The organism is Acinetobacter sp. V89_4, from assembly GCF_029967875.1.
In the GTDB taxonomy this organism is placed as follows: domain Bacteria; phylum Pseudomonadota; class Gammaproteobacteria; order Pseudomonadales; family Moraxellaceae; genus Acinetobacter; species Acinetobacter oleivorans.
This window is the reverse complement of sequence record NZ_JASCAI010000018.1, coordinates 1-24,781: the sequence shown is the minus strand read 5'-3', so window position 1 is coordinate 24,781 and position 24,781 is coordinate 1. Positions and strand designations below refer to the sequence as shown.

Genomic DNA, 24,781 nt, shown 5'->3' with positions numbered 1-24,781 from the left:
ATCATTTTTAAGATTGCCCATAATAGTCTTCATACGATAGGAGATTTATTATGCGTGGCAATCCAGAAGTCATAGACTATTTAAATATGCTCATTGGCGGAGAATTGGCTGCCCGTGATCAATATCTAATCCATTCTCGTATGTATGAAGATTGGGGCCTAAATAAAATTTATGAACGTATTGATCATGAGATGCAAGAAGAAGCTTCTCATGCTGATGCGATCATTCGCCGTGTATTGTTCTTAGGTGCTAAACCAAACATGCATCGTGAAGATATCAATGTTGGTTCAGACGTTGTATCTTGTTTAAAAGCTGATTTGGCGCTTGAATATCATGTTCGCGAAAAGTTAGCGACCGGTATCAAACTCTGTGAAGAGAAGGGCGATTACATTAGCCGTGATATGTTGCGTCAACAATTATCAGATACTGAAGAAGACCATACATACTGGTTAGAAAAGCAATTACGTTTAATTGAGTTAATTGGCTTACAAAACTATATTCAATCTCAAATTTAATAAAATGACCCAGCTAAGGCTGGGTTTTTTTATTGGCTCATTTTAATAAAATGAAGTCTTAACTTGGGTGTTAATTTTGTCAAATTGAACATATTCAAAGCCTTACTATATAAGGCTTTGGCAGTTACAAAAAAGTCAGAAAAATTGTATCGCACCCCCTGTTTTTTTTATGAAATTGGATATAATTTCGCCAATAAAACCCTTGCCTAGAAATTTAATGAGGCAAGGGTTTTTCTATGGAAAATCGGTTGGTATGGATCGCCAATGATTTTATGGTGAGTTCGCGAAATATGTTATTTACCAAACCTGCTGTTTTAGACACAGCTACTCTCTTAAGCACACAGCGTCTTGCAACACGACTAAGCTTTTTTAGCTTAGGTTTTGCGACCGCAGCTTGGGCACCTCTCATTCCTTTTGCACAGCAGCGCCTAAACCTAAATCATGCCGATTTTGGTTTACTTTTGCTTTGTATGGGTATTGGCTCAATGATCGCTATGCCTGCGACTGGTGCTTTAGTCAAGCGCTGGGGATGTCGTCCGTTAATTGCTTTAGCATTGATGCTGTTAATGGTCTTATTGCCTAGTCTTACGATGTGGAACAGCATTGTGACCATGGCTGTAGCATTGTTTGTCTTTGGATCGGCAGCAGGATGTCTTGGAGTGGCTATTAATTTACAAGCAGTGGTTGTTGAAAAACATAGCTTGCGAGCGCTCATGTCTAGTTTCCATGGAATGTGTAGTCTTGGTGGCTTAACGGGCGCTATGCTTGTGACAGCACTATTGGCAGTAGGTCTTTCACCCTTAATGAGCACTTTATCAGTCGTTATGATTTTGCTTGTTATTGGTGGTGTTGCTATTCCTTCTTGTTTAACGTCTTTTGAACAGGATGAAAAGCCACATGAAGATACAACTCAAGCACCGAAAAAACGTTATCGTCCCGATGGCATTATTCTGCTTATTGGTATGATGTGTTTTATCGCCTTTTTATCAGAAGGTGCAGCAATGGACTGGGGTGGTATTTATTTAACGAGTAAATATCAACTTAATCCAGCTTTTGCTGGTCTCGCATATACTTTCTTTGCTCTTAGCATGACCACTGGTCGTTTTGCAGGTCATGTCTTGCTTAAGCAATGGGGCGAAAAAAATATTGTGACTTATAGTGCAATTGGGGCTGCGATTGGTATGGCTGTTATTGTGACAGCACCTGTGTGGCAAGTGGTTGTATTAGGTTATGCACTATTAGGATTAGGTTGTTCTAATATTGTACCAGTGATGTTTTCTCGCGTAGGTCGACAAAATAAGATGCCTAAAGCAGCAGCACTTTCTTTAGTATCTACGATTGCCTATACAGGCTCATTAAGTGGACCAGCTTTAATCGGTTTAATTGGTGAATGGACTGGTTTAAGTAAAGTTTTAACAGGTGTAGCTGTATTACTTTTTATTATTGCTTTACTTAACCGTTTTATATTAATCAAGACAAATTAATTTATAAATAATAGATACTCTCTAGCGAACATCGAGAAATTAAATTTCTCGATGTTCTTTTTTAGATTTATAAAACTTGATAGATAGATTGATAATTATCTTGTAATAATCGCTGAGGCTTCATCAGTAGAGTTGGTGTCTTTTCTAAATCATCCAAGAAGTTATTTCGCCAATTGGTAAGATCAGAAGATGTTAATCCCTCTATCAATTGCTGATAACGATTAATACGCTCAGTTTTAGACATTTCTAAAGCCATTTTCAAAGTATCCATCATTGCTGCTCTATCTTGCGGATCAACAATTAAGGCTTGAGACATCTGCTCAGCAGCTCCTGCATATTTAGATAAAATGAGTACCCCAGGATTTTCTGGGTCTTGGGCTGCAATATACTCTTTAGCGACTAGGTTCATACCATCGCGTAGGGAACTGATCCAGCAAATATCTGAATGGCGGTAAATGTGCATAAGATTATGGTGTTGAACCGTGTCATAGCAGCAATCTACCGGTCTCCAGTCTTCATGTGCAAACTCTTCGTTAATTAACTCAAGCTTGGTTTTAAAACGTTGGTATAAACGTTGATAAGCTGGAATATCGGTACGAGATGGTATTGCCACTTGAAGATGTCGAACTAAACCATGATATTCGGGGCTGGTTTCCAAAAAGGTTGCAAATGCATTAAATCTTTCCAGTAAACCTTTTGAGTAATCAATACGATCAACCCCAATAATCGTTTTTTGACGTGGGATTTCTTCAAAATTAAACACGGAAGAGGTCGCCAAATCTTGTTGTGCTTGCTTTTGTATAATCTCTGGCTGAACACCAATTGGGTACGATTTAATTAATATTTGACGTTTTTTATAGCTAATACTGTTGCTTTGAATTTTCTGAGCTTCGAGTAAATTTAGACAAGTTTGCATACATGCATTTTGATCGATCTGAGTTTGTAAGCCAATAACATCATATTGACTCAAGTCTTGAATTAATTCTCGAGCTACTGGAATTTTGTGCCAGATATTTAGGCTAGCAAAAGGAATATGTAAGAAGAAACCAATTTTATTTTGCATGCCTAATTCACGGCAGTAACGCGCCACACTAAAAAAGTGATAATCATGTATCCAAATAAGATCGTCAGGCTGTGCAAGTTGTTTTAATTTTTCAGCGAATAACCGATTGACCTTTTGATAGGTGCTATATTCTTGCGCATTATATTCAATCAGATCTTCTCGAGCATGCATTGCTGGCCAGAGAACCTTATTTGCAAATCCACAGTAATATTGCGCGTATTGTTGATGAGTAAGAGGACAGGTAATGTAATCAATTCCTTCAGAATAGGCCTGTTCAAATTCTGGTGCTTCGCCATCGGTGATTTGCTGACCATTCCAGCCTAACCAAATACCATTACTATCATTCAAAGCATCTTGCACAGCCACGGCAAGGCCACCTGCTGAAGCTTTGCCTGATGGCATACTTATTCTGTTCGATAACACAATTAATTTAGACATATTTGTTCTCCATTCTCATTTTGACTATTTTTGACATATAAGCTTTTTATTCTGTTTTTAAATAAAAGAAGAAAATTCGCGACATTATCAATATCTTTTAATCTATATTTGGCTTGTGTTTCGCCGGACCCTACTTTAATCGTGAGACCAGAGTGCTGATTAATAAAAATAAAACCAGATTCATCTGTTAAATCATCTCCTATAAAAATCGGTACTACAGAAGGTAATTTAAGATGATTTAATATGGTTTGAATTGCTTTACCTTTATCAGCTTGGTTTGGTATCAACTCAACAACAAATTTCCCATTATTTATTTTTAATTGCGGATAATAAGGATTAATCTGATGCATAATATTAATAGCATTATTTTCTAGAGTGGGATTTTCTCGGTAATGTAAAGCAATAGAATATCCTTTATCCTCAATTAATAATTCAGGATATTTCTCACAAGATTTCATAATATCTTGTTTTAATTTTTTAAAATTAATCGAACTTAAATCTGGTCGAATATAATGATCTGAGCCAAAATAAATATCTAAACCATGCAAGCCAGCAACAGGAATATCAATAGACTGTAGTAGATTACAAGCTGTGTCTACATCTCGACCTGTTACAGCAATAACAGGTATATTTAATTTAATAATTTTTTTTATAGTTTCTAATGTAGTGTTTGGAATAAAACTTTGCTCAGGATTAATTTGGAAGGGTGCTAACGTCCCATCAATATCCAAAAATAAGCAGTAATTTTTATCTAAAGATAAATTTTTTATAATATCTTCTGGTGTAACAAAATATGTATTTTTTTCTCTCCCATCAGATATTGTACATTGACTGTTCATATTAGCCTTCCCAATATATTTTGTTCAATAATTAATCTTCTAACATTAAAATGAATTGATGAGTCATTTCTTTTAATAAAAAAACATAAGTATTAACATTAATTACATTGCATAATGGATTTATAGGCGAAGTGTGGATTATGTTGTTTTTTGAGTGGCTTCAATGTTTAGATAATTAAAGTTTTGTATATTTACTATGAATAATGCAGGTCTTGTTTATCAATATATTTCAGAATATTAAATACTCCTAAATCATTGATTTTACTTTTTGAAATTCAATTTTTATGTTGATTTTAAAAGATATTTTAAAACGATAATATTATATAATCCTTATAAAGTTGGCTTTGGACAGGCATATGAAGTTACAAAATAAAATTTTATTAATTACGGGTTGGGGAGTAGGTGTGGAACCTTTGCAAACTCTAAAATTACATTTGGAAAAAAAAGGTTTTGATACTCAACTTATTAATATTTTTAATGTTTTAGATCGTAACTTTCAAGCGCAGCTTGATTTAGTGGCTGAAGTTGATGTGTTAATCGGTTGGTCTTTAGGTGGGCAGTTAGCGACTCAACTGGTTGATATTTTTTACAAGCAAACAGGGCAAACTAAAACTTTAATTACACTCGCTTCAAACCCTTGTTTCGTTGCTAATGACAATTGGCAAACAGCAATGCCTACTGATGTATTTAGTCAATTTAAAGCGTCTTTTTTACAGAACCCGCAAGCTACTTTAAAGCGCTTTTATTATTTAATTACATTTGGCTCATCTCAAGCTAAAAAAGATTGGATAAGCATACAAAATATAGTAAGCCCACCTTCAAATGAACTTCTATTAGAAGGTTTACAAATGCTTGAACAATTAAATCTGGTAAGTAACGTAAAAAACTATCTGGGACCACAGCTTCATCTGTTTGCCGAGCAAGATAATGTCATTCCTTGCAAAATTATAGAAAATTTTAAAGATATAGCGACAAAGAACATGAGTTATAAGCTACTAAAAGATGCTACACATGCTTTTCCCTACCTACAGGTCGAAAGAACAATAGAAGAAATCTGCCAATTTTTAACAATTCATCAGCAAAGTTAATAAGCTTTGATTGATATCGCAATTTTCTTTCATTCTTAACAGGTTTAACATGTGTTTAATGAAAGATTTGAACGCTGTAAAAGGGTAAATAGGATGACCGATAATTTTGATTTAGAACATATTTGGCATCCTTATACTTCAATGACCCAACCTTTACCCACATTTAAAGTGAAACGTGCCTATGGGGCAACGATTGAACTAAATGATGGTAAAACTTTAATTGATGGTATGTCGTCTTGGTGGTGTGCAATTCACGGCTATAACCATCCTGAACTCAATCAGGCAGTGACAGATCAATTACAGAACATGTCACATATCATGTTTGGTGGGCTAACTCATGATCCTGCGATTGAGCTTGGGAAAATTCTTTTAAAAATTACACCGCCAAGTCTCGATAAGATCTTTTATGCAGATTCAGGATCGGTTGCCGTTGAAGTTGCTTTGAAAATGGCTGTGCAATTTTGGACAGCACAAGGCCAACCACAAAAAACAAATTTTATTACTACGCGTTCTGGTTATCACGGTGATACATGGAATGCGATGTCGGTCTGTGATCCTGTTACAGGTATGCATCAGATTTTTGGTACCAGCTTACCAAACCGCCTTTTTGTGGCGGCACCACAAACCAAATTTCATGAAGATTGGAATCCTCAAGATATTGCCGAGCTAGAACAAGCCATTCAGCAAAATCATGAAAACCTTGCTGCACTCATTATCGAACCAATTGTTCAAGGTGCAGGGGGCATGCGTTTTTATCATCCTGAATATTTACGTCAGGCTAAAGCGCTTTGTGAGAAATATCATCTGTTATTAATTTTTGATGAAATCGCTACTGGTTTTGGTCGTACGGGTAAGCTCTTTGCGTGGGAACATGCACAAGTTGAGCCCGACATTATGTGCATAGGTAAAGGACTAACAGGCGGCTATATGACTTTGTCTGCGACTTTGACTACAAAGCATGTTGCAGAAACGATTAGTCGCGGCGAGGCTGGGGTATTTATGCACGGTCCAACCTTTATGGCCAATCCGCTTGCTTGCGCTGTTGCCTTGAGAAGTACGCAATTGTTAATTGAGCAAGATTGGCAAGCCAATATTAAGCGAATTGAGCAACAGCTTAGCCAATATTTAACGCCTTTAAGTCAGCTTGATTCTGTTGCTGATGTACGAGTGCTGGGTGCAATTGGTGTCGTAGAACTTACCTTTAATGTCGATATGAAAACTTTACAGCAACAATTTGTAGACCGTGGAATCTGGATTCGTCCTTTTGGAAAACTGGTTTATGTGATGCCACCGTATGTCATCACTCAACAAGAGCTAAGTGATTTGCTTGAACAATTGGTTGACGTTGTTAAAACGTTGCAGGGAGCACATTAAGATGTCATTGCTTGATCATTTTGCTAACGAGTTAGATGAGTTAAAACAACAAGGTAATTTCAGACAATTTACCCAAAATGTGCAGCATGGCCGTTTTATTACAATTCAAAATAAAACAATGCTCAACCTAGCTTCAAATGATTATCTGGGACTGGCGGCCGATCTTAATCTTCGCCAAGAGTTTTTAGATAGCTTGCCGTTAGAGCGGAGCTATTTTAGTTCTTCATCGGCCCGTTTACTGACGGGTAATTTTGATGAATATGAACAGTTGGAAAATAGCCTAAGTAAAGCATTTGGTGGTCGGTCGGCTCTGCTATTTAATAGTGGCTATCACATGAATATTGGTATTTTGCCAGCTGTTGCTGATAGCAAAACTTTAATTTTGGCAGATAAGTTAGTCCATGCGAGTATGATTGACGGTATACGTTTATCTGGTGCGCAGTATGTGCGTTATCGACATAATGATTTAAAGCACTTAGAACAACTTCTGCAAAAGTATCATGATGATGACAAGATTGAACGAATCATTGTGGTCACAGAAAGTATTTTTAGTATGGATGGTGATGAAACGGATTTAGCTGCATTAGTCCAGCTTAAAAAACGTTTTGCTAAAACCATGCTATATGTCGATGAAGCACACTCAATTGGCGTTCGTGGTCAGCAAGGCTTAGGATGTGCTGAACAATATAATGTGATTCAGGAAATTGATTTTCTAGTTGGTACCTTCGGTAAAGCATTAGCAGCAGTCGGTGGTTACATTATTTGCGATCCAATTATTAAAGACTATCTTATTAATAAAATGCGTCCGCTTATTTTTACGACCTCTCAACCTCCTATTATTGTAGCTTGGGTAAACTTTATATTCCAAAAAGTATTAGTTGCTCAACCTCAGCGTGAACACCTAAAAAATATTAGCCAATATCTTCAACAAGCTGTTGTACAAAAGGGTTATGTAAGCCCGTCGACTAGTCATATTGTTCCAATTATTGTTGGAGAAAGTCAGGCTGCGATCGATAAGGCAAAACACGTTCAAGAAAGCGGCTTTTATGCCATGCCTGTACGCCCACCAACAGTACCTAAAAATAGTGCACGTTTGCGTATTTCTTTAACGTCAATGGTGCAGCAACATGAGCTTGAAGAATTGGTGAGTTTTCTGTGAGTTTGAATAAAAACTTGGTTGCCCAGCGTTTTGCCAAAGCTGGGCAAAGCTATTCAGAGCATGCAATAGTTCAAAAACAAATTTGCCAAAATTTAGCGGGCTTACTAAAGCAGTTTTGCCCAAGTACGATGTCACGTGTTTTTGAAATCGGTTGTGGTTCTGGCAATTTAACTCGTCTTATTACCGCATCTTTTCAGATTGAAGAATTAATTTTAAATGACCTATATGCTGATGTGCAGCAGCACTTCAATCATCAAGAAAAATTGAAATGGTTAATTGGGGACATTGAAACGTTAGAGTTTCCTCAGCAGCTCGATATGATTGTTTCAGGTTCTGCTTTGCAATGGATGCAGGATTTGCCGCTTTTACTCGAACGTTGTAATGGGGCTTTAGTTGATCAAGGCTGGTTATGCTTCTCAACATTCGGCTCTCAGAATTTAATGGAAATTAAAGAGCTGACAGGCCAAGGCTTAAGTTATTGGTCATTTGAAAGTTGGAATAGTGCCTTAACTCAGGCTGGTTTTGAGATTTTGCATTTGTCAGAGTCAGAAACTCAACTCTATTTTGATTCGCCTAAAGCTGTGTTGCAGCATTTAAAAGCAACAGGTGTAACGGCAACTGCACAGCATCGTTGGACAAAGCAAACTTTACAACAGTTTTATCAAGATTATGATCGGTTTAAGTACGCTGAGGGATATTCCCTCACATATCATCCGATTTATTGTATCGCCCGGAGAGTGAAGTAAATGAGTGGCCAGATCTATTTTGTGAGTGGGATTGATACCGACATTGGTAAAACCTACGCTACAGGCTTTTTAGCAAAATTATGGACTGAGCAGGGTAAAAAAGTGATTACCCAAAAACTCATTCAGACGGGTAATGTTGATATTTCTGAAGATATCGAAAAGCATCGTGAAATTATGGGGCAGGGCTGGTTTCAAGAAGATCATGACAAGCTAACCATGCCTGAAATTTTTAGCTATCCTGCTTCGCCTCATCTTGCAACACGCCTAGATAACCGAGAAATTGATTTTCAAAAAATTGAAAATGCGACGCAAACATTGGCAGAGCGTTTTGAAATTGTATTGTTAGAAGGTGCGGGCGGCTTAATGGTGCCACTAACTACCAGTCTGCTTAGCATTGATTATGTTGCTCAGCACCAGTTTCCAGTTATTTTAGTAACATCAGGCCGTTTAGGAAGTATTAATCATACTTTACTTAGTCTTGAAGCACTTAAGTCTCGTGGACTTAAATTAAAAGCTTTGGTTTATAACTTAAAAGATGAATCAAAAGATCCATTAATTTCTCAAGATACTTCAAATTATCTGAAAGACTATTTAGCAGTTCATTTCCCTGAAGCTGAATGGATTGAACTGGAAAAAATGAATTAAGTTAAAAAATGATATAAAAAAACCGCTCTGATTTGAGCGGTTTTTTTATATCAATAAATCTTAGAACTTCTTAGAACCACGGTTAAAACCAGTTGATTTACGTTGGTTACCCGTGTTAGCAGGAGCTTCTTTTTCTTCATCACGACGTTGTTGGCGTAAGTAACCGCCACGACGAGCAGCCATTGGCTTTTCAGTCATACGGTCAGTACGACGTTTTGCCATACCAAATAAACCTGTACCTTGGCGTGGTTTTAACTCAACAGATTTTGCTAGATTATCGATGTCAGTTTTATCGAGTTCCATCCAGCGGCCAGTACGTAATTCGCGTGGTAAAATAACTGTACCGTAGCGCGTACGCAATAAGCGGCTTACTTTAAGTTCTTGTGATTCAAAAATACGACGAACCTCACGGTTACGACCTTCTTTCACCACAACTTGGTACCAACGGTTAATACCTTCACCGCCAATTTCTGAGAAAGATTCAAATTTAGCAGGCCCATCTTCAAGTTCTACGCCATTAACCATGTTTTGACGTATTTTAGGTGTTACTTCACCCATAACTCGAACTGCATATTCACGTTCAACTTCATTTGATGGGTGCATTAAGCGGTTAGCAAGCTCACCATCATTTGTAAATAGTAATAAGCCAGTACTGTTAATATCTAGACGACCTACCATTACCCAGCGGTCATTCGCAATTTGTGGCAAATGATCAAATACAGTCGGGCGTTTTTCAGGATCATTACGTGAACAGATTTCGCCTTCTGGCTTATAGTAAATCAATACACGGCGACGAATTTCGTCTTCAATTTGAAACTGAACTTTACGGCCATCAATGCGTAATTCATCGCCTGGTTCAATGCGCTCACCCACTTGGGCAACACGACCGTTTACACTCACGCGTCCTGCGGCAATAACCTCTTCCATATATCGGCGGGAACCTAATCCGATTCGCGCTAATACTTTTTGCAATTTTTCACTCATGACAGCACAACCTTAGACATAATGATCAACAGTCCACCTCTTTATGATTTCGGTGCATTTGCATCGAGAGCCATAAAGGCTTCCTTGGCGTTCTGTAGGGGAGGCAATTGGCCTAGCGATGCTAGACCAAAAGCATTCAGAAACTGAGGCGTTGTAATTAGCAACGCGGGTCTTCCGGGTAAATCTCTAAAACCGGCTTCTTTAATCCAGTTCCAGTCAAATAGTGTTCTAAGAATCTGACTATTATTAGACACACCACGAATTTGTTCAATATCAGCGCGGGTAACCGGTTGATGATAAGCAATGACAGCCAGGGTTTCTAGTAATGAAGGCGACAGTTTTGTTGGTCGCTCTGGCCAAATTTGAGCAATAATACTACGATATTTAGATCGTACCTGAAAGCGAAACCCTTGCGCTGTTTCAATCAACTCAATAGATCGGCCATGTTGTAATAGCGCGAGCTGTTGTAAAAGTTGACGAAGCTGTTGTTTATTATATTGATTATTAAATGCTTCTTTTAAACGGGCAATTGAAACGGGCGCTTCACTAGCAAAAATAATAGCTTCAAGTTGTAATAAGACTTCGTGGTGAATGTCAGCTAATGACAAATCCGTATTATTTTGTTCAAAGCTCATATTGAAGATCCTTGAATTGCTAACGGAGCTTCAATACCTGAGGCAATAATTTTAATTCGCTGTTGTCGGGTTAACTCTAAAACAGCCATAAATGTAACAACCATTCCCATGCGACCTTGCAGAGGATTGAGTAATTCTTTAAAACTTAACACGTCACCAGACTCTAATTTCTCTTCAATATATGCAATGCGTTCTTCTAGTAAGACAGGCTCTTGAGCCACAACATGCGTAATAGGTTCTGGTCGGTTAAACACACAGAACAATGCGTCATGCAATGCTGAAATATCATAGCCTTCATAAACAGGAGCAATATGACCTAAGCTCACATTTGCACTGAATGTATCACGCTCAAGAATTGGCATTTGACCCAAACGTTCAGCCGCTTGCTTGATACGTAGATAGGTTTCAAGTCGGTCAATAAGTTCTTGTTTAGGGTCTTTTTCAATACTGATGATTGTTGGCTTTGGTAAAAGTAGGCGAGACTTTAAATCTGCCAATAAAGCGGCCATCACCATATAATCAGCGGTTAGCTCAATATTTAAGGATTTCATACTATCCATATAAGTTAAATATTGACTTGCTATAGGCGCAATATCGACGTGAATTAAATCAAAACCGTTTTTTTGAATCAGATAAATTAAAAAATCTAGGGGACCTTCAAACTGTTCGAGCAAAATCTCAAATGCAGCAGGAGGGATATAGAGATCTTCAGGAATCTTGTCATGCCACTCATCTAAAACACGGATGTGTGGAGCGTCTTCCATGGATTGATGAAGTGATTGATTCATTACGATTATAAGCCACGCGAATTTTCAAAAGCATGAGACTTGTTATTCAAGTCAAAGAGAGCTGTAAACAGAAGAACAGCAGATAGTGAAAATCATTCTAAATGAATTGTGCCTTTTAATAAATTACTTAACGACTAAAGTGTAAAAAAAATCCAAAATAAATAAAGAGTATTTTTTTGAGTGATAATACTTTTTTTAAAACTATTGGTAAAAAATGTAAGTGCTTACTCAAAAGCACTTACATCGCCAATACCACGGCGGATAATTTCAGGATGTTCACCCGATAAGTCGACAATACTTGTACTTGTTAAAGTACCGAAACCACCATCAATAAATACATCGATTCGTTTATCTAGCTGATTTTCAATATCGTAAGGATCATCTAGAGGGTCTTCTTGGCCCGGTAAAATTAATGTACTCGTAAGTAGGGGCTCACCAAGCTCTTGTAATAAAGCCTGACAAATTGGATTACTTGGAATACGTAAGCCAATCGTTTTCTTTTTAGGATGCATTAACCTACGAGGAACTTCACTTGTTGCAGGTAAAATGAATGTCGTTATAGCAGGGGTATTCGCTTTCAATAAACGATATGTCGCATTATCAACTTTTGCATACGTTGCAATATCTGATAAGTCACAGCACATAATGGCATATTGATGTTTAGGTCCTAAACCGCGAATCTGCGCAATACGTTCCATGGCATTTTTATTACCGATTTGGCAGCCAATTGCGTAGGCTGCATCGGTAGGATAAACCACAACATCTCCGGCACGAATGCGTTCAACCGCTTGGCTAATAAGGCGTTGCTGTGGATTTTCAGGATGTACATGTAAATGCATCATATTTTAGAGACTCCATCACGCCAGTGTTAAAATAATTATTAGGCTTTTTAAATAACCTATGCAAGTAATTAACGTGGTTTTTTTGTCAATTAATCAAGGAGTTCACGTTTAAATTCATTTAATTGTAATGATAGGCCTGAACGTGTACATTGGCAAATAAAACCAATAAATGCTGCTGCATCACGTGGCAACTTGGCTTCACCTGAAAAGTAACGCTGTACTTGAGCATAGACATTATCTTTAAATATTTTGCCATCTCCACCATCACCTGTCAGGTTATCAAGCGAGACTCTAAACTTTCTACCAAAAGACTGTGCAAACAACCATTCAATTGCCTGAGGCTTAATTTCTACTTGTTCAAATAGACTTTGCTGTTCTTGCGTACGTCCATCGGGAGCGTACCAATATCCTAGATCCGGTAATAGACGTCTTTTTTCACCTGCAATAGACCAATGACTAATTTCATGTAAGGCACTATTAAAGAAACCATGGGCAAATTGAATCTTGGCTGGTTCTTTATTTGTTGCAGGGAGATATTCTGGTTCAAAATCTCCACGAACTAATGTCACATTATGGTGGGAAAACCAGTGATTAAAGTGTAAAATAAGCCAATCGACTTGCTCAGACTCCGATTTTGAGCTTGACCATGGTGAGAGTTGCACTATGTCAGGTACAAGAGTGTTCTGATGAGTTGAATGGGTGCAAACGAGTAATGAAGTGTTAACTTCAGGTTGCGGCTGCAACAGGTGCATTGCTTAATTTACCCCGAGTTCTGTCTAAAGAAGTGCAAAATTGTATCTTAATCTTTGACAGAGTACCGATGAATTTGTAGAATTGCCGCCTTAATTATGTCAGCAAATACCTTTCCGGCACAGATTGAGCCGTTTAAATGGGCTGAACAAGGCTTTACATGGTCAGGTCAACTGCCCTTGTCTCGCTTTGCTCGTATCGCTCGTGAAGCTGTTGGATCAATTGATAACCAATTGATCAACATAGACTGTAAGCTATCAATGGATGCATATCATCGCATTGTGTGGATGGATGGTCATATGGACACGATAGTTCCAATGGAGTGCCAACGTTGTTTGGAACCTGTTGAAATGCCTCTTGTCTTAGACTTTCATATTGCATTAGTGGATGATGAGTCACTGATAGAGCGCTTGGATGAGGATGCTGATTTCATCGTTTTAGGTGAAAGTGAGTCTTCGACGAAAGGCGATTATGATACGCCAGCCTCGATTAACTTGCTCGCATTACTAGAAGATGAACTGTTATTGTTGATGCCTTTATCTCCCAAGCATGATGCTTGTGAAAATAAACATCAACCTACCATTCAAAATGTTGTTGAAGAAAAACGGGATAACCCGTTTGATGTTTTGGCAGGTTTGAAGGGTAAACTTAACTCATAATTTGTGATATAATTGTGAGATAAGACAACTGAATTTGTTCTGATCCATTTTTTCGATCTTTGTAAGGAGCCATCATGGCCGTTCAGCAAAACCGTAAAAGTCGCTCTCGCCGTGACATGCGCCGTTCACATGACGCTTTAACCGAGAATGCATTAACAGTAGACCAAGCAACTGGTGAAACTCATCGTCGTCACCACGTGACTAAAGACGGTTTCTACCGTGGTCGTCAATTATTCGCTAAAGCAGCTGATGCTGAATAATTGTATGATATGCATTAAGCGTGATGCTTAAGTATAGAAAAAATGGGAGCGAAAGCTCCCTTTTTTTGTTGTTTTTCGCAATTATAAAAATATAAATAACATGTTAAATTTCCGCTCCAGAAATGAGTGAAAACCCAAAAAAGGATTTCTTATGTCTGCTAAACGTCTTGAACAAGTAGCTTTAGCCACAAAAACTGCGTTTGTGTTTCCTGGTCAAGGTTCACAAAAAGTCGGTATGCTTGCTGAACTAGCAGAACAGTTTAGTGGGGTTGGGCAAACCTTTGCGGAAGCTTCAGATGCACTTGGATTTGATCTGTGGCATATTGCGCAAAGTGGTGAAGGTCTCAACCAAACAGAAAATACCCAACCTGTGTTATTAACTGCCAGTATCGCTTTATGGCGTGTATGGCTTGATTTAGGTGGTCTGGCACCTAAGTACCTTGCAGGACATTCTCTAGGTGAATACAGCGCTTTGGTTGCTGCAGGATCTATGAGCTTGGCAGATGCAGTGAAACTCGTGAATTTGCGTGGCAAACTCATGCAAAGCGCTGTTCCTCAAGGGGAAGGTGCTATGGCTGCAATCCTTGGTTTGGCTGATGAAAAAGTGGTTGAACTTTGCCAAATCGTGAATGCAGAAGGTCAAGGCTCAGTAGAAGCTGCAAACTATAATTCACAAGGCCAAGTCGTAATTGCCGGAAGTACAGCATCTGTACAACAAGTAATGGCTTTGGCAAAAGAGCAGTCTGCTAAGGCAATTGCTTTACCTGTGTCAGTTCCTTCGCATTGTTCATTGATGAAGCCTGCTGCTGAAAAATTTGCAGAAGCTTTGGAACAAACTGCCATTGAGCTGCCTACCATACCTGTAATACAAAATGTCAACGCGGGAATAGCTACCGATGTTGCTCAATTGCGTCAGGCGTTGACTGCTCAATTGTACCAATCTGTACAATGGACAGACACGATGCAGTTCTTACAAGACCAAGGTATTCACTACGTTGTTGAGTGTGGCCCTGGTACAGTATTGAGTAATCTCGCGAAGCGTTTACCAAATATAGAAAAAGCTTTTGCGATTGATAGCAAGAGTAAAATGGAAGATGCCCTAAATGCTGTTTTAGTGGCAGAAGGAAAAATTGCATGACACAAGAACGCAAAGTTGCATTAGTAACGGGCGCGAGTCGGGGCATTGGCGCTGCAATTGCCCAGCAACTTATTCAAGACGGTTATTTTGTTGTAGGTACTGCGACATCTGAATCTGGTGCACAAAAGTTAAGTGAAAGCTTTGGTGAGCAAGGTGCAGGTTTAGCTCTCGATGTGCGTAATCTCGATGAGATTGAAGCAGTCGTTTCTCATATTGAACAGAACTATGGCCCTGTGCTTGTTTTGGTTAATAATGCGGGTATCACGAAAGACAATCTATTGCTACGCATGTCAGAAGATGATTGGGATGACATTCTCAACATTCACCTTAAAGCTGTATATCGTTTATCTAAACGTGTGCTTAAAGGTATGACAAAAGCGCGCTTTGGCCGCATTATTAATATTAGTTCTGTTGTTGCGCACTTTGCAAACCCAGGCCAAGCGAACTACTCTGCTGCAAAAGCAGGTATTGAAGCATTTAGCCGTAGTCTTGCAAAAGAGATGGGTAGCCGCCAAATCACTGTGAACAGTGTGGCACCAGGTTTCATCGCAACAGAAATGACAGATGCACTTAGTGAAGACATTCGCAAAAAAATGAGTGATCAAGTGGCTTTAAATCGCTTAGGTGAGCCACAAGATATCGCAAATGCGGTGAGTTTCCTTGCAAGTGATAAAGCAGGTTACATTACCGGTACGGTATTACATGTAAATGGTGGTTTATACATGGCCTAAGGCTGATGTATAAACTTTTAAAAATTTTTATATTCAATTAAACTAGTGGCAAATCAAACGCCACAAGCAATGAGGAGAATTCCTGTGAGCGATATCGAACTACGCGTTAAACAAGCGGTTGCAGAACAACTTGGTCTTAAAGCTGAAGAGATTAAAAACGAAGCATCTTTTATGGATGACTTAGGTGCTGACTCTTTAGATTTAGTTGAGCTTGTAATGTCTTTCGAAAATGACTTCGACATCACTATCCCTGATGAAGATTCTAACGAAATCACTACAGTTCAATCTGCAATTGACTATGTAACTAAAAAACTTGGTTAATTCGCATATTGCTGAATAAAAAGAAGGCCACCGTAAGGTGGCTTTTTTTATTGGAGAAAAAATTTAAGAGATACATATTTTTACAAGATCAACCTCAATTGATAGCAGAGGCATAACTTTTTTGAAGTATAACAATAAAGGTCAGTTTAATGACTTTACTATAAACAATAATATGAGGACTAAAAGATGGGCCTTTTTGATTTTGTAAAAGGTATTGGTAAGAAAAATACCGCTCCTGCAGAACCACAACCAGCTCCGGCAACACCAGCAGAACCTTCTGCACAAGAAGTTGCAAATAAATTATTAGGTTTAATTAAAAGTTTAGGCTTAGGGGTAGAGGGCTTATCTGTAACCTATAATGGTGCTACAGATACTGCAATTATTAAAGGGCAGGTAAAAAGCCAAGCAGATAAAGAGAAAATTATTCTTATTGTTGGAAACATTGATCATGTGGCACAAGTAGATGACCAGATGACTGTTGCAACTCCTGAACCAGAAAGTAAGTTCTATACAGTGAAATCTGGTGACAATCTTTCAAAAATTGCGAAAGAATTTTACGGTGATGCAAATCAGTATCCAAAAATCTTTGAAGCAAATAAACCAATGTTAAAAGATCCAGATGAAATCTTCCCTGGACAGGTTTTACGTATTCCTCAATAATTGAGGGTAATAAAAAAGGCGCTTTTGGCGCCTTTTTTCTTTTTAAAATCTTTTTGGTATTTTTTGCCCATTTGGCACTGGAGTGTCAGCATTCTTTAAAACACCGAATAACCATGTTTCAGCATGCTGAACTGCAATTTTTAAAGAATCACCTAAAGCTAAACGACCAGCAATAAAACTAGCTAAAGAACAACCTGATCCATGATATTCGCCTTCAAGACGGGGGCAACTACTACTCGCTGCAAGTTCACCATTAATATATAAACTATTTTTAATATGATCTGGTGTATCTTCGTGTCCACCTTTAACTAATACAGCTTTAGCGCCCATTTCAAAAAGTTTTTTGGTTGCTTGGTCTAAGTCATCAGTACCCGTTAATGCACGTAATTCGACCGTGTTGGGAGTAATAATAGTGGCTAGGGGAATAAGCTCAACAAATGCTTTAACGAGAGTCGCTTGATCACCTAAAGAGCCACCACTGTTTGCCACCAAAACAGGATCAAGTACATATTGATAGTCAGGATGTGCACGAAGAAATTCAGCTAGAGCAGCAATATTATCTGTAGTGCCAAGCATGCCTGACTTAACACATTTAATTGGTAAATCACCAACAACGGCATTGGCTTGAGCTAATAATAGTTCTTTTGAGGTCGCTTCGAAGCCAAAGACTTGTTGTGAGTTCTGAATGGTAAGCGCTGTACATGCAATTGCTGCATGAGCACCACTTTGTCCAATCGCTTCAATATCAGCTTGTAAACCTGCACCACCTGAAGGGTCTAAACCCGAGAAACAAAGTACGGTTGGACGCACGGTTATTTCCTTTTCAATTTAAATTTACGTTAGTATAAGAGAGTTTGATTAAACTCTCGACCAATTGAATTAAATACTTTACTGGGTTAGTGATTGAATGGCTATAAAACATATTTTGATTGATTTAGATGGAACCCTAACAGACCCAAAAGTTGGTATCCATACTTCAATTCGCTATGCAATGGAAAAACTAGGCTATCCATTGGCTGCCGATTTAAATATTGACTGGACCATTGGCCCACCCTTAAAACCTTCACTCGCAAAATTGTTGGCTACTCAAGATGATGCGTTAGCTGAACAAGCTCTACTTGCTTATCGCGAGCGTTTCTCGGTCATTGGTTTATTTGAAAATGAAGTATATCCATCTGTTGCAAAAACGCTTAGCGCTTTAAAAAAAGAAGGATATCGTTTATTTGTTGCCACTGCTAAACCAACGATTTATGCAAAACGTATCTTGGATCATTTTGAGTTAAGCCAATATTTTGTACATATTTATGGTAGTGAATTGACAGGTGAGCGTACCAATAAAGCTGAACTTATTCATTATATTCTTGAACATGAGCAACTAAGCCCAGAAGAATGCTTAATGATAGGTGACCGTCAATATGATGTTTTAGGTGCACGTCATAATGGTATTGAGGCGGTAGCTGTGACTTATGGTTATGGAACAGCAGAGGAACTTGCTCAAGCACAGCCAAAAGCAATGATTAATCAATTCTCTGAACTCTTGGACTATGTTGAAGAAGTGGCAGCACAAAAGAAAGTTTCTTAAATATAAGTAAGTTTTAATTTAAAGGTTTGGCTTTGATATAAAGCCAAACCTTTTTTTATTTAAACACCGTGTTGTTGACGGTATTGAACAAGTTCTTCAATCGTAATCACAGTTAAATGATGAGTTTGCGCATAAGCCAAAACTTGAATGCCTGATGCCATAGTGCCATCTGGGTTAGTCAATTCACATAACACACCAGCAGGTTTTAAACCGGCTAGTCGTGCGAGATCAATTGTTCCTTCAGTATGACCACGTCGAGTAAGCACTCCGCCATTACGTGCACGTAATGGAAAAACGTGACCTGGACGATTAAGATCGCTTGGTACAGCACCATCTTTAATTGCAGTTTGAATGGTAGTAACACGGTCTTTAGCAGAAACACCTGTAGTAACACCTTGAGCAGCTTCAATGGTTACTGTGAAAGCGGTATGAAACTGGCTCGAGTTTTGAGAAACCATTGGTGGTAGTTCTAGATGATCTGCTAGCTCTTCTGTAAGGCATAAACATACGATACCCGAGCCATCACGAATCATGCGTGCCATTGTTTCTACCGTTAACGTTTCGGCTGCAACAATGAGATCAGCTTCATTTTCACGGTCAAAGTCATCCATAACCAAGACGGGTTTGCCTTGACGGATATCTTCTAATGCTTGTTGAATGCGCTGCTCAGCAGGAGAAAGGGCTGAGAAAAAAAGTTCTGGTTGAATTAAGCTAGACATAATGAAACGCTCTCGTAAAAATACGGTTGAACATTTCAGGACTGATGTAAAAACAGGCTGGCACTGAAATAAAACGGATTTATCCCAGTTCGTCGTCTTCTTTCATCCGGACTATACCGTCGGCTTTGGAGTTTCACCAAATCTGCTCAAATTAAAAAATTTAAGCTCGTGGGCTTGTTAATCTATTTATTGAAAATTAACTTTACCACCGGTGGGGAATTACACCCCGCCCTGAAGCGATGGGTTTTATTATAGCGCGCTTGGCAAAATTGGCTAGATGCTTTTGTAGAATGCTAAGTCTCATTATGAATAAGTATTTTCATAAACAGAATTAGGCTTTTTAACAAGAGCTTACTTGTTGATATGAAAATGGAATGCTATGTTTTTTATAGAAAATTATAAATAAAATAGGTGTTTCATGCAGATAAGAGACTATTATCCTCTAACAAATAGCTCATTTATTCAGCATCTCCATATTTTCAGTTATGTATTTATGGCGGTAAGTATTCTTTATTTAATTGCTGCTAACTGGTTGATGCTTCCAGATAGCATTCAACTCGCTATCCCGCCCCTTATATTACTTGTGACAGCATGGTTCAGTGTAAAAGATACCTTAACTGAAGGTGTTAGGCAGACCTTACACAGTATTTGTGGCTTGATGATAGGCTTAAGCTTGGCCGTTATCGGACAGGTTTATCAAACTGGTGCAGACAGTTATTTGCTTTTTTTAATTTGGACATTGCTTTTACTACCATGGCTATATCGACCGAATATTGGAATCTTTGCTTTAATTTGTATTACTAGTCAGCTCACACTTTTTTTATTTTTTAAACAGACTTTTTGGTCAGTAAAGTTTCCTTATTTATATCTATTCGCTCTAAATTTATTAAGCCTGGTCGAGTTTGGGGTGTGTATAAAGAAGTATCGTGCTTTAAGATTTGTTTTTATCGCTTGGTTTGCCGTTATTTCAATCATTGGAATGATCCAATATTTATCGAATGAAAATATTCCTTATCTGATCTCGGCTTTCTTTTCAGGACTCATCGCTTTTTATTATTTCTTCAAAAAAGACGACCAATTATGTGCCAGTTTAATGGCTGCTGTTCTCGGTGTAACCGCAACAATATGGCTTGTAGATGGGATTAATAACTTATTTAAAGATTCTAATGAGTTCATCTTTTTATTGATTGCGGGCATTATTTTTATTTGGTTTGCACTCATTAGTTATCTTTTAATAAAAATTTTTCGTCAAAGCCGCTTTTATGTCATTCCATTGGCAATTGGTGCTTGGCTTGCAGGTCTAGCACTTGCAGCTTTTACACTGGTGTTTTGGGAGGCCATTTCTTTAGTTATTGGAATTATTTTTGTTGGACTAGCTTTTATTCTTTTAAAGAAATCACAAAGCTATTTCTTTCGACAATTTGCTTATTGTTTATTTATCAGTGGACAGACTGCTTTCTTATTTCATCTTGGTTCAGAAACAGATCAAATTCTATGGGTTTTAATTGCGCAGATTTTTATTCTATGTATCAGTTATTTCCTTAAACCGCATTGGTTCTTCATTTTAATTCAATTGCTTGCTACATATGGCATCGCTTTTATCTACTTGCTGCAATTAGACCATTCATTGTGGTCAATACATTCTAATCAGACCTATTTAAATTTAACTTTGCTCAGTTACTTGGTTTTTAGTTTGGTGCTGTTGCCTAAGAGTGAATCAATAGCGTTATATGAGCGTAGTATTTTTTTATGTGTGCTTGTAGTAATTCTAGTAGCTTCTTTTTTTGATGCTTTTATGGGGTTAATTCCAGAGAGTTCGATAGGTCAGCAGCTATGGGTTTTATATTTGCTACCTAGCATATGGTTGCTATGTTTTAGTATTTTTCATTTATATAGACAACTTCATGGAGTCACTTTTTTTGCCTTTTTAATTTTTGGCATATTGCTTATTACACTTGGCTATTTTGAAATTTTTATCCTGTTCATTATTTTAACGTGGGCATTAAAAAAGAAAGATTATATTGTTTATGGAGTTAGCTTGGCTGTATTAGTTTTAGTGTTCTGGCAGCTCTACTACAACTTACAAATAACTTTTCTAGCCAAGAGTGCCTCAATTTTTATTTCTGGTGTTGTTCTCTTGGCTCTGTCATGGTTACTTCATCGTGAAAATAAAGGTGATTTTGTTGAAGTTGAAGGAGGGAAAGAATGAAAAAGTATTTTTCTCTTATTCTTGCATTCGCCACCATATTAATCTTTGTAGGATTAGTAGTGAAAAACGAATGGCATCTGCATCATAGTAAAAGTATTTTTATTGAGCTTAGACCAGTTGATCCTCGTTCAATTTTACAAGGTGACTATATGGCACTGGCTTATGAGTTAAATTTACAATCTCTTAAAGCTCTTGCAGGAAGTGAGAGTGAGGCTCTAGATCAGGTAATTTTTAATCATTCTTCTGTTCCAGCAAAAGTTATTTTGGATTCACAAAATCGAGTAGTTCGTACAATTTTAGATAGTAACAATTCAGTTGCTGGGCAAAGTTTAATTTTAAAAAATCCTGAAAATCGTTTACAGGCTTTATATCCCGCTTCACGAAGTTTCTTGTTTGCCGAAGGTCTAGCTGAATGCTATCAGAAAGCAAAGTATGCTGAATTTAAGGTAAATACAAAAGGAGAGGCGATTCTGTTTGATTTGCGAGGAGAGGGGCTTCAAGCATTAAATTGCAAACAGCAAAAGAACTGGTGGGAAGGAACGATTTAGGATTTATAAAATTATAAAAGCCCGTCAATGCGGGCTTTTTTATTCTTAGAAGAAATTAGGCAACTTGAACAGGGATACAATTCGCTGTGTGGTTGACTGTATTATTTGGGTTTGCATAGACCAAACGTGGTTTATGAATATTTGCTTCAGCTTCAGTAAAATCACCAAATGTAGCAATAATGACTAGATCACCAACGTCTGCTTGATGTGCAGCACCGCCGTTTACTGAAATAATTCCAGAGTTATCTTCACCACGAATCGCATAAGTCGTGAAGCGTTTGCCATTGGTTACATTCCAAACATGAATTTCTTCATATTCACGAATACCAGCTAAGTCCATCAATACGCCATCAATTGCACAAGAACCTTCATAGTGAAGTTCAGCATGGGTTACAACTGCACGGTGAATTTTGCATTTTAATAAACGAGATAGCATGGCTAGCGTCTCCTGAGTAGACCTAAGATGTAGATCTTATGGTGAAATCTTTAGCTTTTGCGGTTGGCAAAGTGGCTGATGCGCATTTTGCTCCTAAAAAAGCAAGATAGCAAGCATGATTGTTCAACAATTTAAGTGGGTTTATATGCATTAATTTGATTCATGGCCTGTGGAACTTGTCCTTGAACAAGTAGTTTCACTTTAGAAAGGGCATGATCAATTGCAGCATCCATCAGACTTTGTTCACTACTTGGTGCTTTTCCAAGTACGTGACCTGAAACTCTTTCTTTTGAGCCAGGATGTCCGATACCAATACGTAAACGATGAAAATTTGGACCAATATGAGGGACAATGTCACGTAAACCGTTATGACCGCCATGTCCTCCGCCTGTTTTTAAGCGAATTACACCAGGATTCATATCAAGTTCATCATGAGCAATCAAAATTGCTTCGGGAGCAATTTGATAAAATTTTGCAAATGGAACTACACTTTGTCCAGAACGGTTCATAAATGTAGTGGGTAGAAGTAGACGGACATCGTGTCCTTCTATATTACCACGTCCACTGATTCCGTGAAATTTCGGATCATTTTTTAATGTAATGCCATATTTATTAGCAAGCTGTTCAATGAACCAAAAGCCTGCATTATGGCGGGTTTGGGCATATTCTGAACCAGGATTGCCCAAACCAACAATTAGCGAAATATTTGACACTAATCTACGCCTTTCAACACTTATGCGCGTTTGAAGTCAGCGTGCATAGGAGTGTTTTTAGATGGGTGACGTTGTAACGCTTGGATTTTAACGTTTTCAACTTTGTCGCCCACTTTGATTTCTACAACTTCTTCAAAGAAAGCATTGTTTTCTAAAGCTTTTACAAGCTCACGAAGTTCTAAAGTAATAGCTACAGGCTCAGCATTGCCACCATAAATGATAGCTGGAATTAATGCTTCGTGACGAAGGCGGCGGCTCGCACCTTTCCCTTGTTTGTCTTCAGCACGCGCTTGAGCGTTTAATACGAAGTTTGCCATGAGTAAATCCTCATTAAAGTTTAAATATACTAAACTTGCGACCAGTTTAGTGATAGAAAACCCCAGCCAAAGCCAGGGTTCATAAAAGCTGCGGTATTATAAACTATCGAACATCGCACTGATAGATTCTTCGTTATTAATACGACGAATCGTTTCGGCAACCATGCTAGCAACAGAAACCTGACGGATTTTGCCCAAGGTTAATGCTTCATCAGAAAGAGGAATGGTGTCAGTGACAACCAATTCATCAATAACTGAATTACGTAAGTTTTCAATAGCCTTGCCAGAAAGTACAGGGTGAGTTGCGTATGCAACTACACGGCGTGCACCAAATTGCTTAAGCGCATCAGCTGCTTTGCACAATGTACCGGCAGTATCAACCATGTCATCTACGATAACGCAATCACGATCTTTTACGTCACCAATTAAGTGCATAACTTGCGACTCATTGGCTTTTTGACGACGTTTATCAATAATTGCTAAATCGATGTCACCCATCTGTTTGGCAACGGCACGAGCACGTACTACACCACCAACATCAGGAGAAACCACCATAAGGTTGTCATGCTGTTGTTGACGTAAGTCAGCAAGCAAAGCAGGAGTACCGTAGATGTTGTCGACTGGAATATCGAAGAAACCCTGAATTTGGTCAGCATGTAAGTCAATCATTACGACACGATCAATACCAACAGTGGTAAGCATGTCTGCAACAACTTTAGCTGTAATCGGTACACGTGCAGAACGTGGACGACGGTCTTGGCGAGCATAACCAAAATAAGGGATAACAGCGGTAATACGACCAGCACTTGCACGACGCAAAGCGTCTGCCATAACCAAGATTTCCATAAGGTTATCATTGGTAGGGGCACAAGTAGGCTGAACGATAAATACGTCTTTACCACGAACATTTTCAGTAATTTCTACTGAAATTTCTCCATCAGAAAAGTGACCGACTGATGCAGCACCTAGAGGGATATGTAAGTGACTTACGACTTTTTGAGCGAACTGTGGATGAGCATTTCCACTAAAAACGACAAGATTGGGCATGAAGCACCCTTGGCGGTTGGTATGTAATTAAATAGATGGCAGGGGCGGCTGGATTCGAACCAACGGATGCCGAGATCAAAACCCGGTGCCT

General features: G+C 38.3%; 29 protein-coding genes and 1 riboswitch. Of the genes, 16 read left to right on the top strand and 13 right to left on the bottom strand.

The genetic code is table 11. From position 1 onward, the window contains the following. The first annotated feature begins 50 nt into the window (after positions 1–50). Together bfr and QLG01_RS06435 are read left to right on the top strand one after the other, a co-directional pair. Complete coding sequence (gene bfr, locus QLG01_RS06440; RefSeq protein ID WP_151822258.1) at positions 51–515, top strand: bacterioferritin; 465 nt, start codon at positions 51–53, stop codon at positions 513–515. A 290-nt stretch (positions 516–805) separates the two neighbouring features. Continuing rightward, positions 806–1,999, top strand: coding sequence for an MFS transporter (locus tag QLG01_RS06435; protein ID WP_282496083.1), 1,194 nt, complete (start codon positions 806–808; stop codon positions 1,997–1,999). Positions 2,000–2,066: 67 nt separating this feature from the next. Here the strand turns inward: QLG01_RS06435 and QLG01_RS06430 are convergent, their stop codons facing one another. Then, entirely contained in the window at positions 2,067–3,500 is a 1,434-nt protein-coding gene (locus tag QLG01_RS06430) for a trehalose-6-phosphate synthase (protein WP_282496048.1), read from the bottom strand. Next, positions 3,488–4,339, bottom strand: a complete 852-nt coding sequence (gene otsB, locus QLG01_RS06425) for a trehalose-phosphatase (protein WP_282496047.1) — start codon at positions 4,337–4,339, stop codon at positions 3,488–3,490. Before otsB ends, QLG01_RS06430 begins: the two co-directional genes overlap by 13 nt. A gap of 356 nt (positions 4,340–4,695) precedes the next feature. Between otsB and QLG01_RS06420 the strand changes: the two genes are divergently transcribed. The 5 genes from QLG01_RS06420 (at position 4,696) to bioD (ending at position 9,351) form a co-directional block, all read left to right on the top strand. Then, positions 4,696–5,427, top strand: coding sequence for an alpha/beta fold hydrolase (locus QLG01_RS06420; RefSeq protein WP_250374730.1), 732 nt, complete (start codon positions 4,696–4,698; stop codon positions 5,425–5,427). 93 nt (positions 5,428–5,520) lie between these two features. Further along, entirely contained in the window at positions 5,521–6,801 is a 1,281-nt protein-coding gene (gene bioA, locus QLG01_RS06415; RefSeq protein ID WP_282496046.1) for an adenosylmethionine--8-amino-7-oxononanoate transaminase, read from the top strand. A 1-nt stretch (position 6,802) separates the two neighbouring features. After that, a complete protein-coding gene (locus tag QLG01_RS06410) occupies positions 6,803–7,960 on the top strand; it encodes an 8-amino-7-oxononanoate synthase (RefSeq protein WP_282496045.1) in 1,158 nt (385 codons plus the stop codon). Beyond that, on the top strand, positions 7,957–8,706 hold the full coding sequence (gene bioC / locus QLG01_RS06405; protein WP_151989103.1) for a malonyl-ACP O-methyltransferase BioC: 750 nt from the start codon (positions 7,957–7,959) through the stop codon (positions 8,704–8,706). The genes QLG01_RS06410 and bioC overlap by 4 nt, the downstream gene beginning before the upstream one ends. After that, positions 8,707–9,351 carry a dethiobiotin synthase gene (bioD, locus tag QLG01_RS06400; RefSeq protein ID WP_144735435.1) on the top strand — a complete coding sequence of 215 codons (645 nt, stop codon included), beginning with the start codon at positions 8,707–8,709 and terminating at the stop codon, positions 9,349–9,351. A gap of 60 nt (positions 9,352–9,411) precedes the next feature. Here the strand turns inward: bioD and rluB are convergent, their stop codons facing one another. The 5 genes from rluB to QLG01_RS06375 form a co-directional block, all read right to left on the bottom strand. Next, positions 9,412–10,335, bottom strand: a complete 924-nt coding sequence (gene rluB, locus QLG01_RS06395) for a 23S rRNA pseudouridine(2605) synthase RluB (RefSeq protein ID WP_004794225.1) — start codon at positions 10,333–10,335, stop codon at positions 9,412–9,414. A gap of 41 nt (positions 10,336–10,376) precedes the next feature. Continuing rightward, positions 10,377–10,970 carry an SMC-Scp complex subunit ScpB gene (scpB, locus tag QLG01_RS06390; protein WP_004794223.1) on the bottom strand — a complete coding sequence of 198 codons (594 nt, stop codon included), beginning with the start codon at positions 10,968–10,970 and terminating at the stop codon, positions 10,377–10,379. Next, the gene (locus QLG01_RS06385) at positions 10,967–11,758 is read right to left on the bottom strand and encodes a segregation/condensation protein A (RefSeq protein WP_013198805.1); all 792 of its coding nucleotides are present in this window, start codon (positions 11,756–11,758) and stop codon (positions 10,967–10,969) included. Before QLG01_RS06385 ends, scpB begins: the two co-directional genes overlap by 4 nt. A gap of 224 nt (positions 11,759–11,982) precedes the next feature. Then, positions 11,983–12,600 carry an L-threonylcarbamoyladenylate synthase gene (locus QLG01_RS06380; protein WP_004794219.1) on the bottom strand — a complete coding sequence of 206 codons (618 nt, stop codon included), beginning with the start codon at positions 12,598–12,600 and terminating at the stop codon, positions 11,983–11,985. Between the two features lie 89 nt (positions 12,601–12,689). Then, the gene (locus QLG01_RS06375; protein ID WP_282496044.1) at positions 12,690–13,352 is read right to left on the bottom strand and encodes an elongation factor P hydroxylase; all 663 of its coding nucleotides are present in this window, start codon (positions 13,350–13,352) and stop codon (positions 12,690–12,692) included. Positions 13,353–13,448: 96 nt separating this feature from the next. On the opposite strand from QLG01_RS06375, the gene QLG01_RS06370 reads away from it, so the two are divergent. The 6 genes from QLG01_RS06370 (at position 13,449) to lysM (ending at position 17,119) form a co-directional block, all read left to right on the top strand. After that, positions 13,449–14,009 (top strand): DUF177 domain-containing protein, encoded by a 561-nt coding sequence (locus tag QLG01_RS06370; RefSeq protein ID WP_004794216.1) that lies wholly within the window; start codon positions 13,449–13,451, stop codon positions 14,007–14,009. 74 nt (positions 14,010–14,083) lie between these two features. Continuing rightward, positions 14,084–14,269: a 50S ribosomal protein L32 gene (gene rpmF, locus QLG01_RS06365; protein ID WP_000290730.1), complete on the top strand. Its 186-nt coding sequence runs from the start codon at positions 14,084–14,086 to the stop codon at positions 14,267–14,269. A 151-nt stretch (positions 14,270–14,420) separates the two neighbouring features. Beyond that, complete coding sequence (gene fabD / locus QLG01_RS06360; RefSeq protein WP_005303062.1) at positions 14,421–15,407, top strand: ACP S-malonyltransferase; 987 nt, start codon at positions 14,421–14,423, stop codon at positions 15,405–15,407. Further along, a complete protein-coding gene (gene fabG / locus QLG01_RS06355) occupies positions 15,404–16,138 on the top strand; it encodes a 3-oxoacyl-ACP reductase FabG (protein ID WP_004794212.1) in 735 nt (244 codons plus the stop codon). The genes fabD and fabG overlap by 4 nt, the downstream gene beginning before the upstream one ends. A gap of 84 nt (positions 16,139–16,222) precedes the next feature. After that, positions 16,223–16,459, top strand: a complete 237-nt coding sequence (gene acpP / locus QLG01_RS06350) for an acyl carrier protein (RefSeq protein WP_004641570.1) — start codon at positions 16,223–16,225, stop codon at positions 16,457–16,459. 186 nt (positions 16,460–16,645) lie between these two features. After that, on the top strand, positions 16,646–17,119 hold the full coding sequence (lysM, locus tag QLG01_RS06345) for a peptidoglycan-binding protein LysM (RefSeq protein ID WP_005303067.1): 474 nt from the start codon (positions 16,646–16,648) through the stop codon (positions 17,117–17,119). 42 nt (positions 17,120–17,161) lie between these two features. On the opposite strand, the gene QLG01_RS06340 is transcribed toward lysM, so the two are convergent. Then, the gene (locus QLG01_RS06340; RefSeq protein WP_049838163.1) at positions 17,162–17,929 is read right to left on the bottom strand and encodes a hydroxymethylpyrimidine/phosphomethylpyrimidine kinase; all 768 of its coding nucleotides are present in this window, start codon (positions 17,927–17,929) and stop codon (positions 17,162–17,164) included. Between the two features lie 97 nt (positions 17,930–18,026). Between QLG01_RS06340 and QLG01_RS06335 the strand changes: the two genes are divergently transcribed. Then, positions 18,027–18,701, top strand: coding sequence for an HAD-IA family hydrolase (locus QLG01_RS06335; RefSeq protein ID WP_282496043.1), 675 nt, complete (start codon positions 18,027–18,029; stop codon positions 18,699–18,701). 59 nt (positions 18,702–18,760) lie between these two features. Here the strand turns inward: QLG01_RS06335 and ribB are convergent, their stop codons facing one another. Continuing rightward, the gene (gene ribB, locus QLG01_RS06330; protein WP_151767212.1) at positions 18,761–19,420 is read right to left on the bottom strand and encodes a 3,4-dihydroxy-2-butanone-4-phosphate synthase; all 660 of its coding nucleotides are present in this window, start codon (positions 19,418–19,420) and stop codon (positions 18,761–18,763) included. A gap of 90 nt (positions 19,421–19,510) precedes the next feature. Further along, positions 19,511–19,662, bottom strand: a riboswitch (FMN riboswitch). A gap of 176 nt (positions 19,663–19,838) precedes the next feature. On the opposite strand from ribB, the gene QLG01_RS06325 reads away from it, so the two are divergent. Beyond that, positions 19,839–21,629, top strand: a complete 1,791-nt coding sequence (locus QLG01_RS06325; protein WP_192834792.1) for a DUF2157 domain-containing protein — start codon at positions 19,839–19,841, stop codon at positions 21,627–21,629. After that, a complete protein-coding gene (locus QLG01_RS06320; RefSeq protein ID WP_282496042.1) occupies positions 21,626–22,177 on the top strand; it encodes a GDYXXLXY domain-containing protein in 552 nt (183 codons plus the stop codon). The genes QLG01_RS06325 and QLG01_RS06320 overlap by 4 nt, the downstream gene beginning before the upstream one ends. 55 nt (positions 22,178–22,232) lie before the next feature. Here the strand turns inward: QLG01_RS06320 and panD are convergent, their stop codons facing one another. The 4 genes from panD to QLG01_RS06300 form a co-directional block, all read right to left on the bottom strand. Further along, complete coding sequence (panD, locus tag QLG01_RS06315; RefSeq protein ID WP_002120296.1) at positions 22,233–22,613, bottom strand: aspartate 1-decarboxylase; 381 nt, start codon at positions 22,611–22,613, stop codon at positions 22,233–22,235. Between the two features lie 131 nt (positions 22,614–22,744). Next, entirely contained in the window at positions 22,745–23,326 is a 582-nt protein-coding gene (gene pth / locus QLG01_RS06310; RefSeq protein WP_003653332.1) for an aminoacyl-tRNA hydrolase, read from the bottom strand. Between the two features lie 20 nt (positions 23,327–23,346). Next, positions 23,347–23,643 (bottom strand): 50S ribosomal protein L25, encoded by a 297-nt coding sequence (gene rplY, locus QLG01_RS06305; protein ID WP_004794199.1) that lies wholly within the window; start codon positions 23,641–23,643, stop codon positions 23,347–23,349. A 96-nt stretch (positions 23,644–23,739) separates the two neighbouring features. Next, positions 23,740–24,690: a ribose-phosphate pyrophosphokinase gene (locus QLG01_RS06300; protein ID WP_005303079.1), complete on the bottom strand. Its 951-nt coding sequence runs from the start codon at positions 24,688–24,690 to the stop codon at positions 23,740–23,742. Positions 24,691–24,781 lie beyond the last annotated feature (91 nt).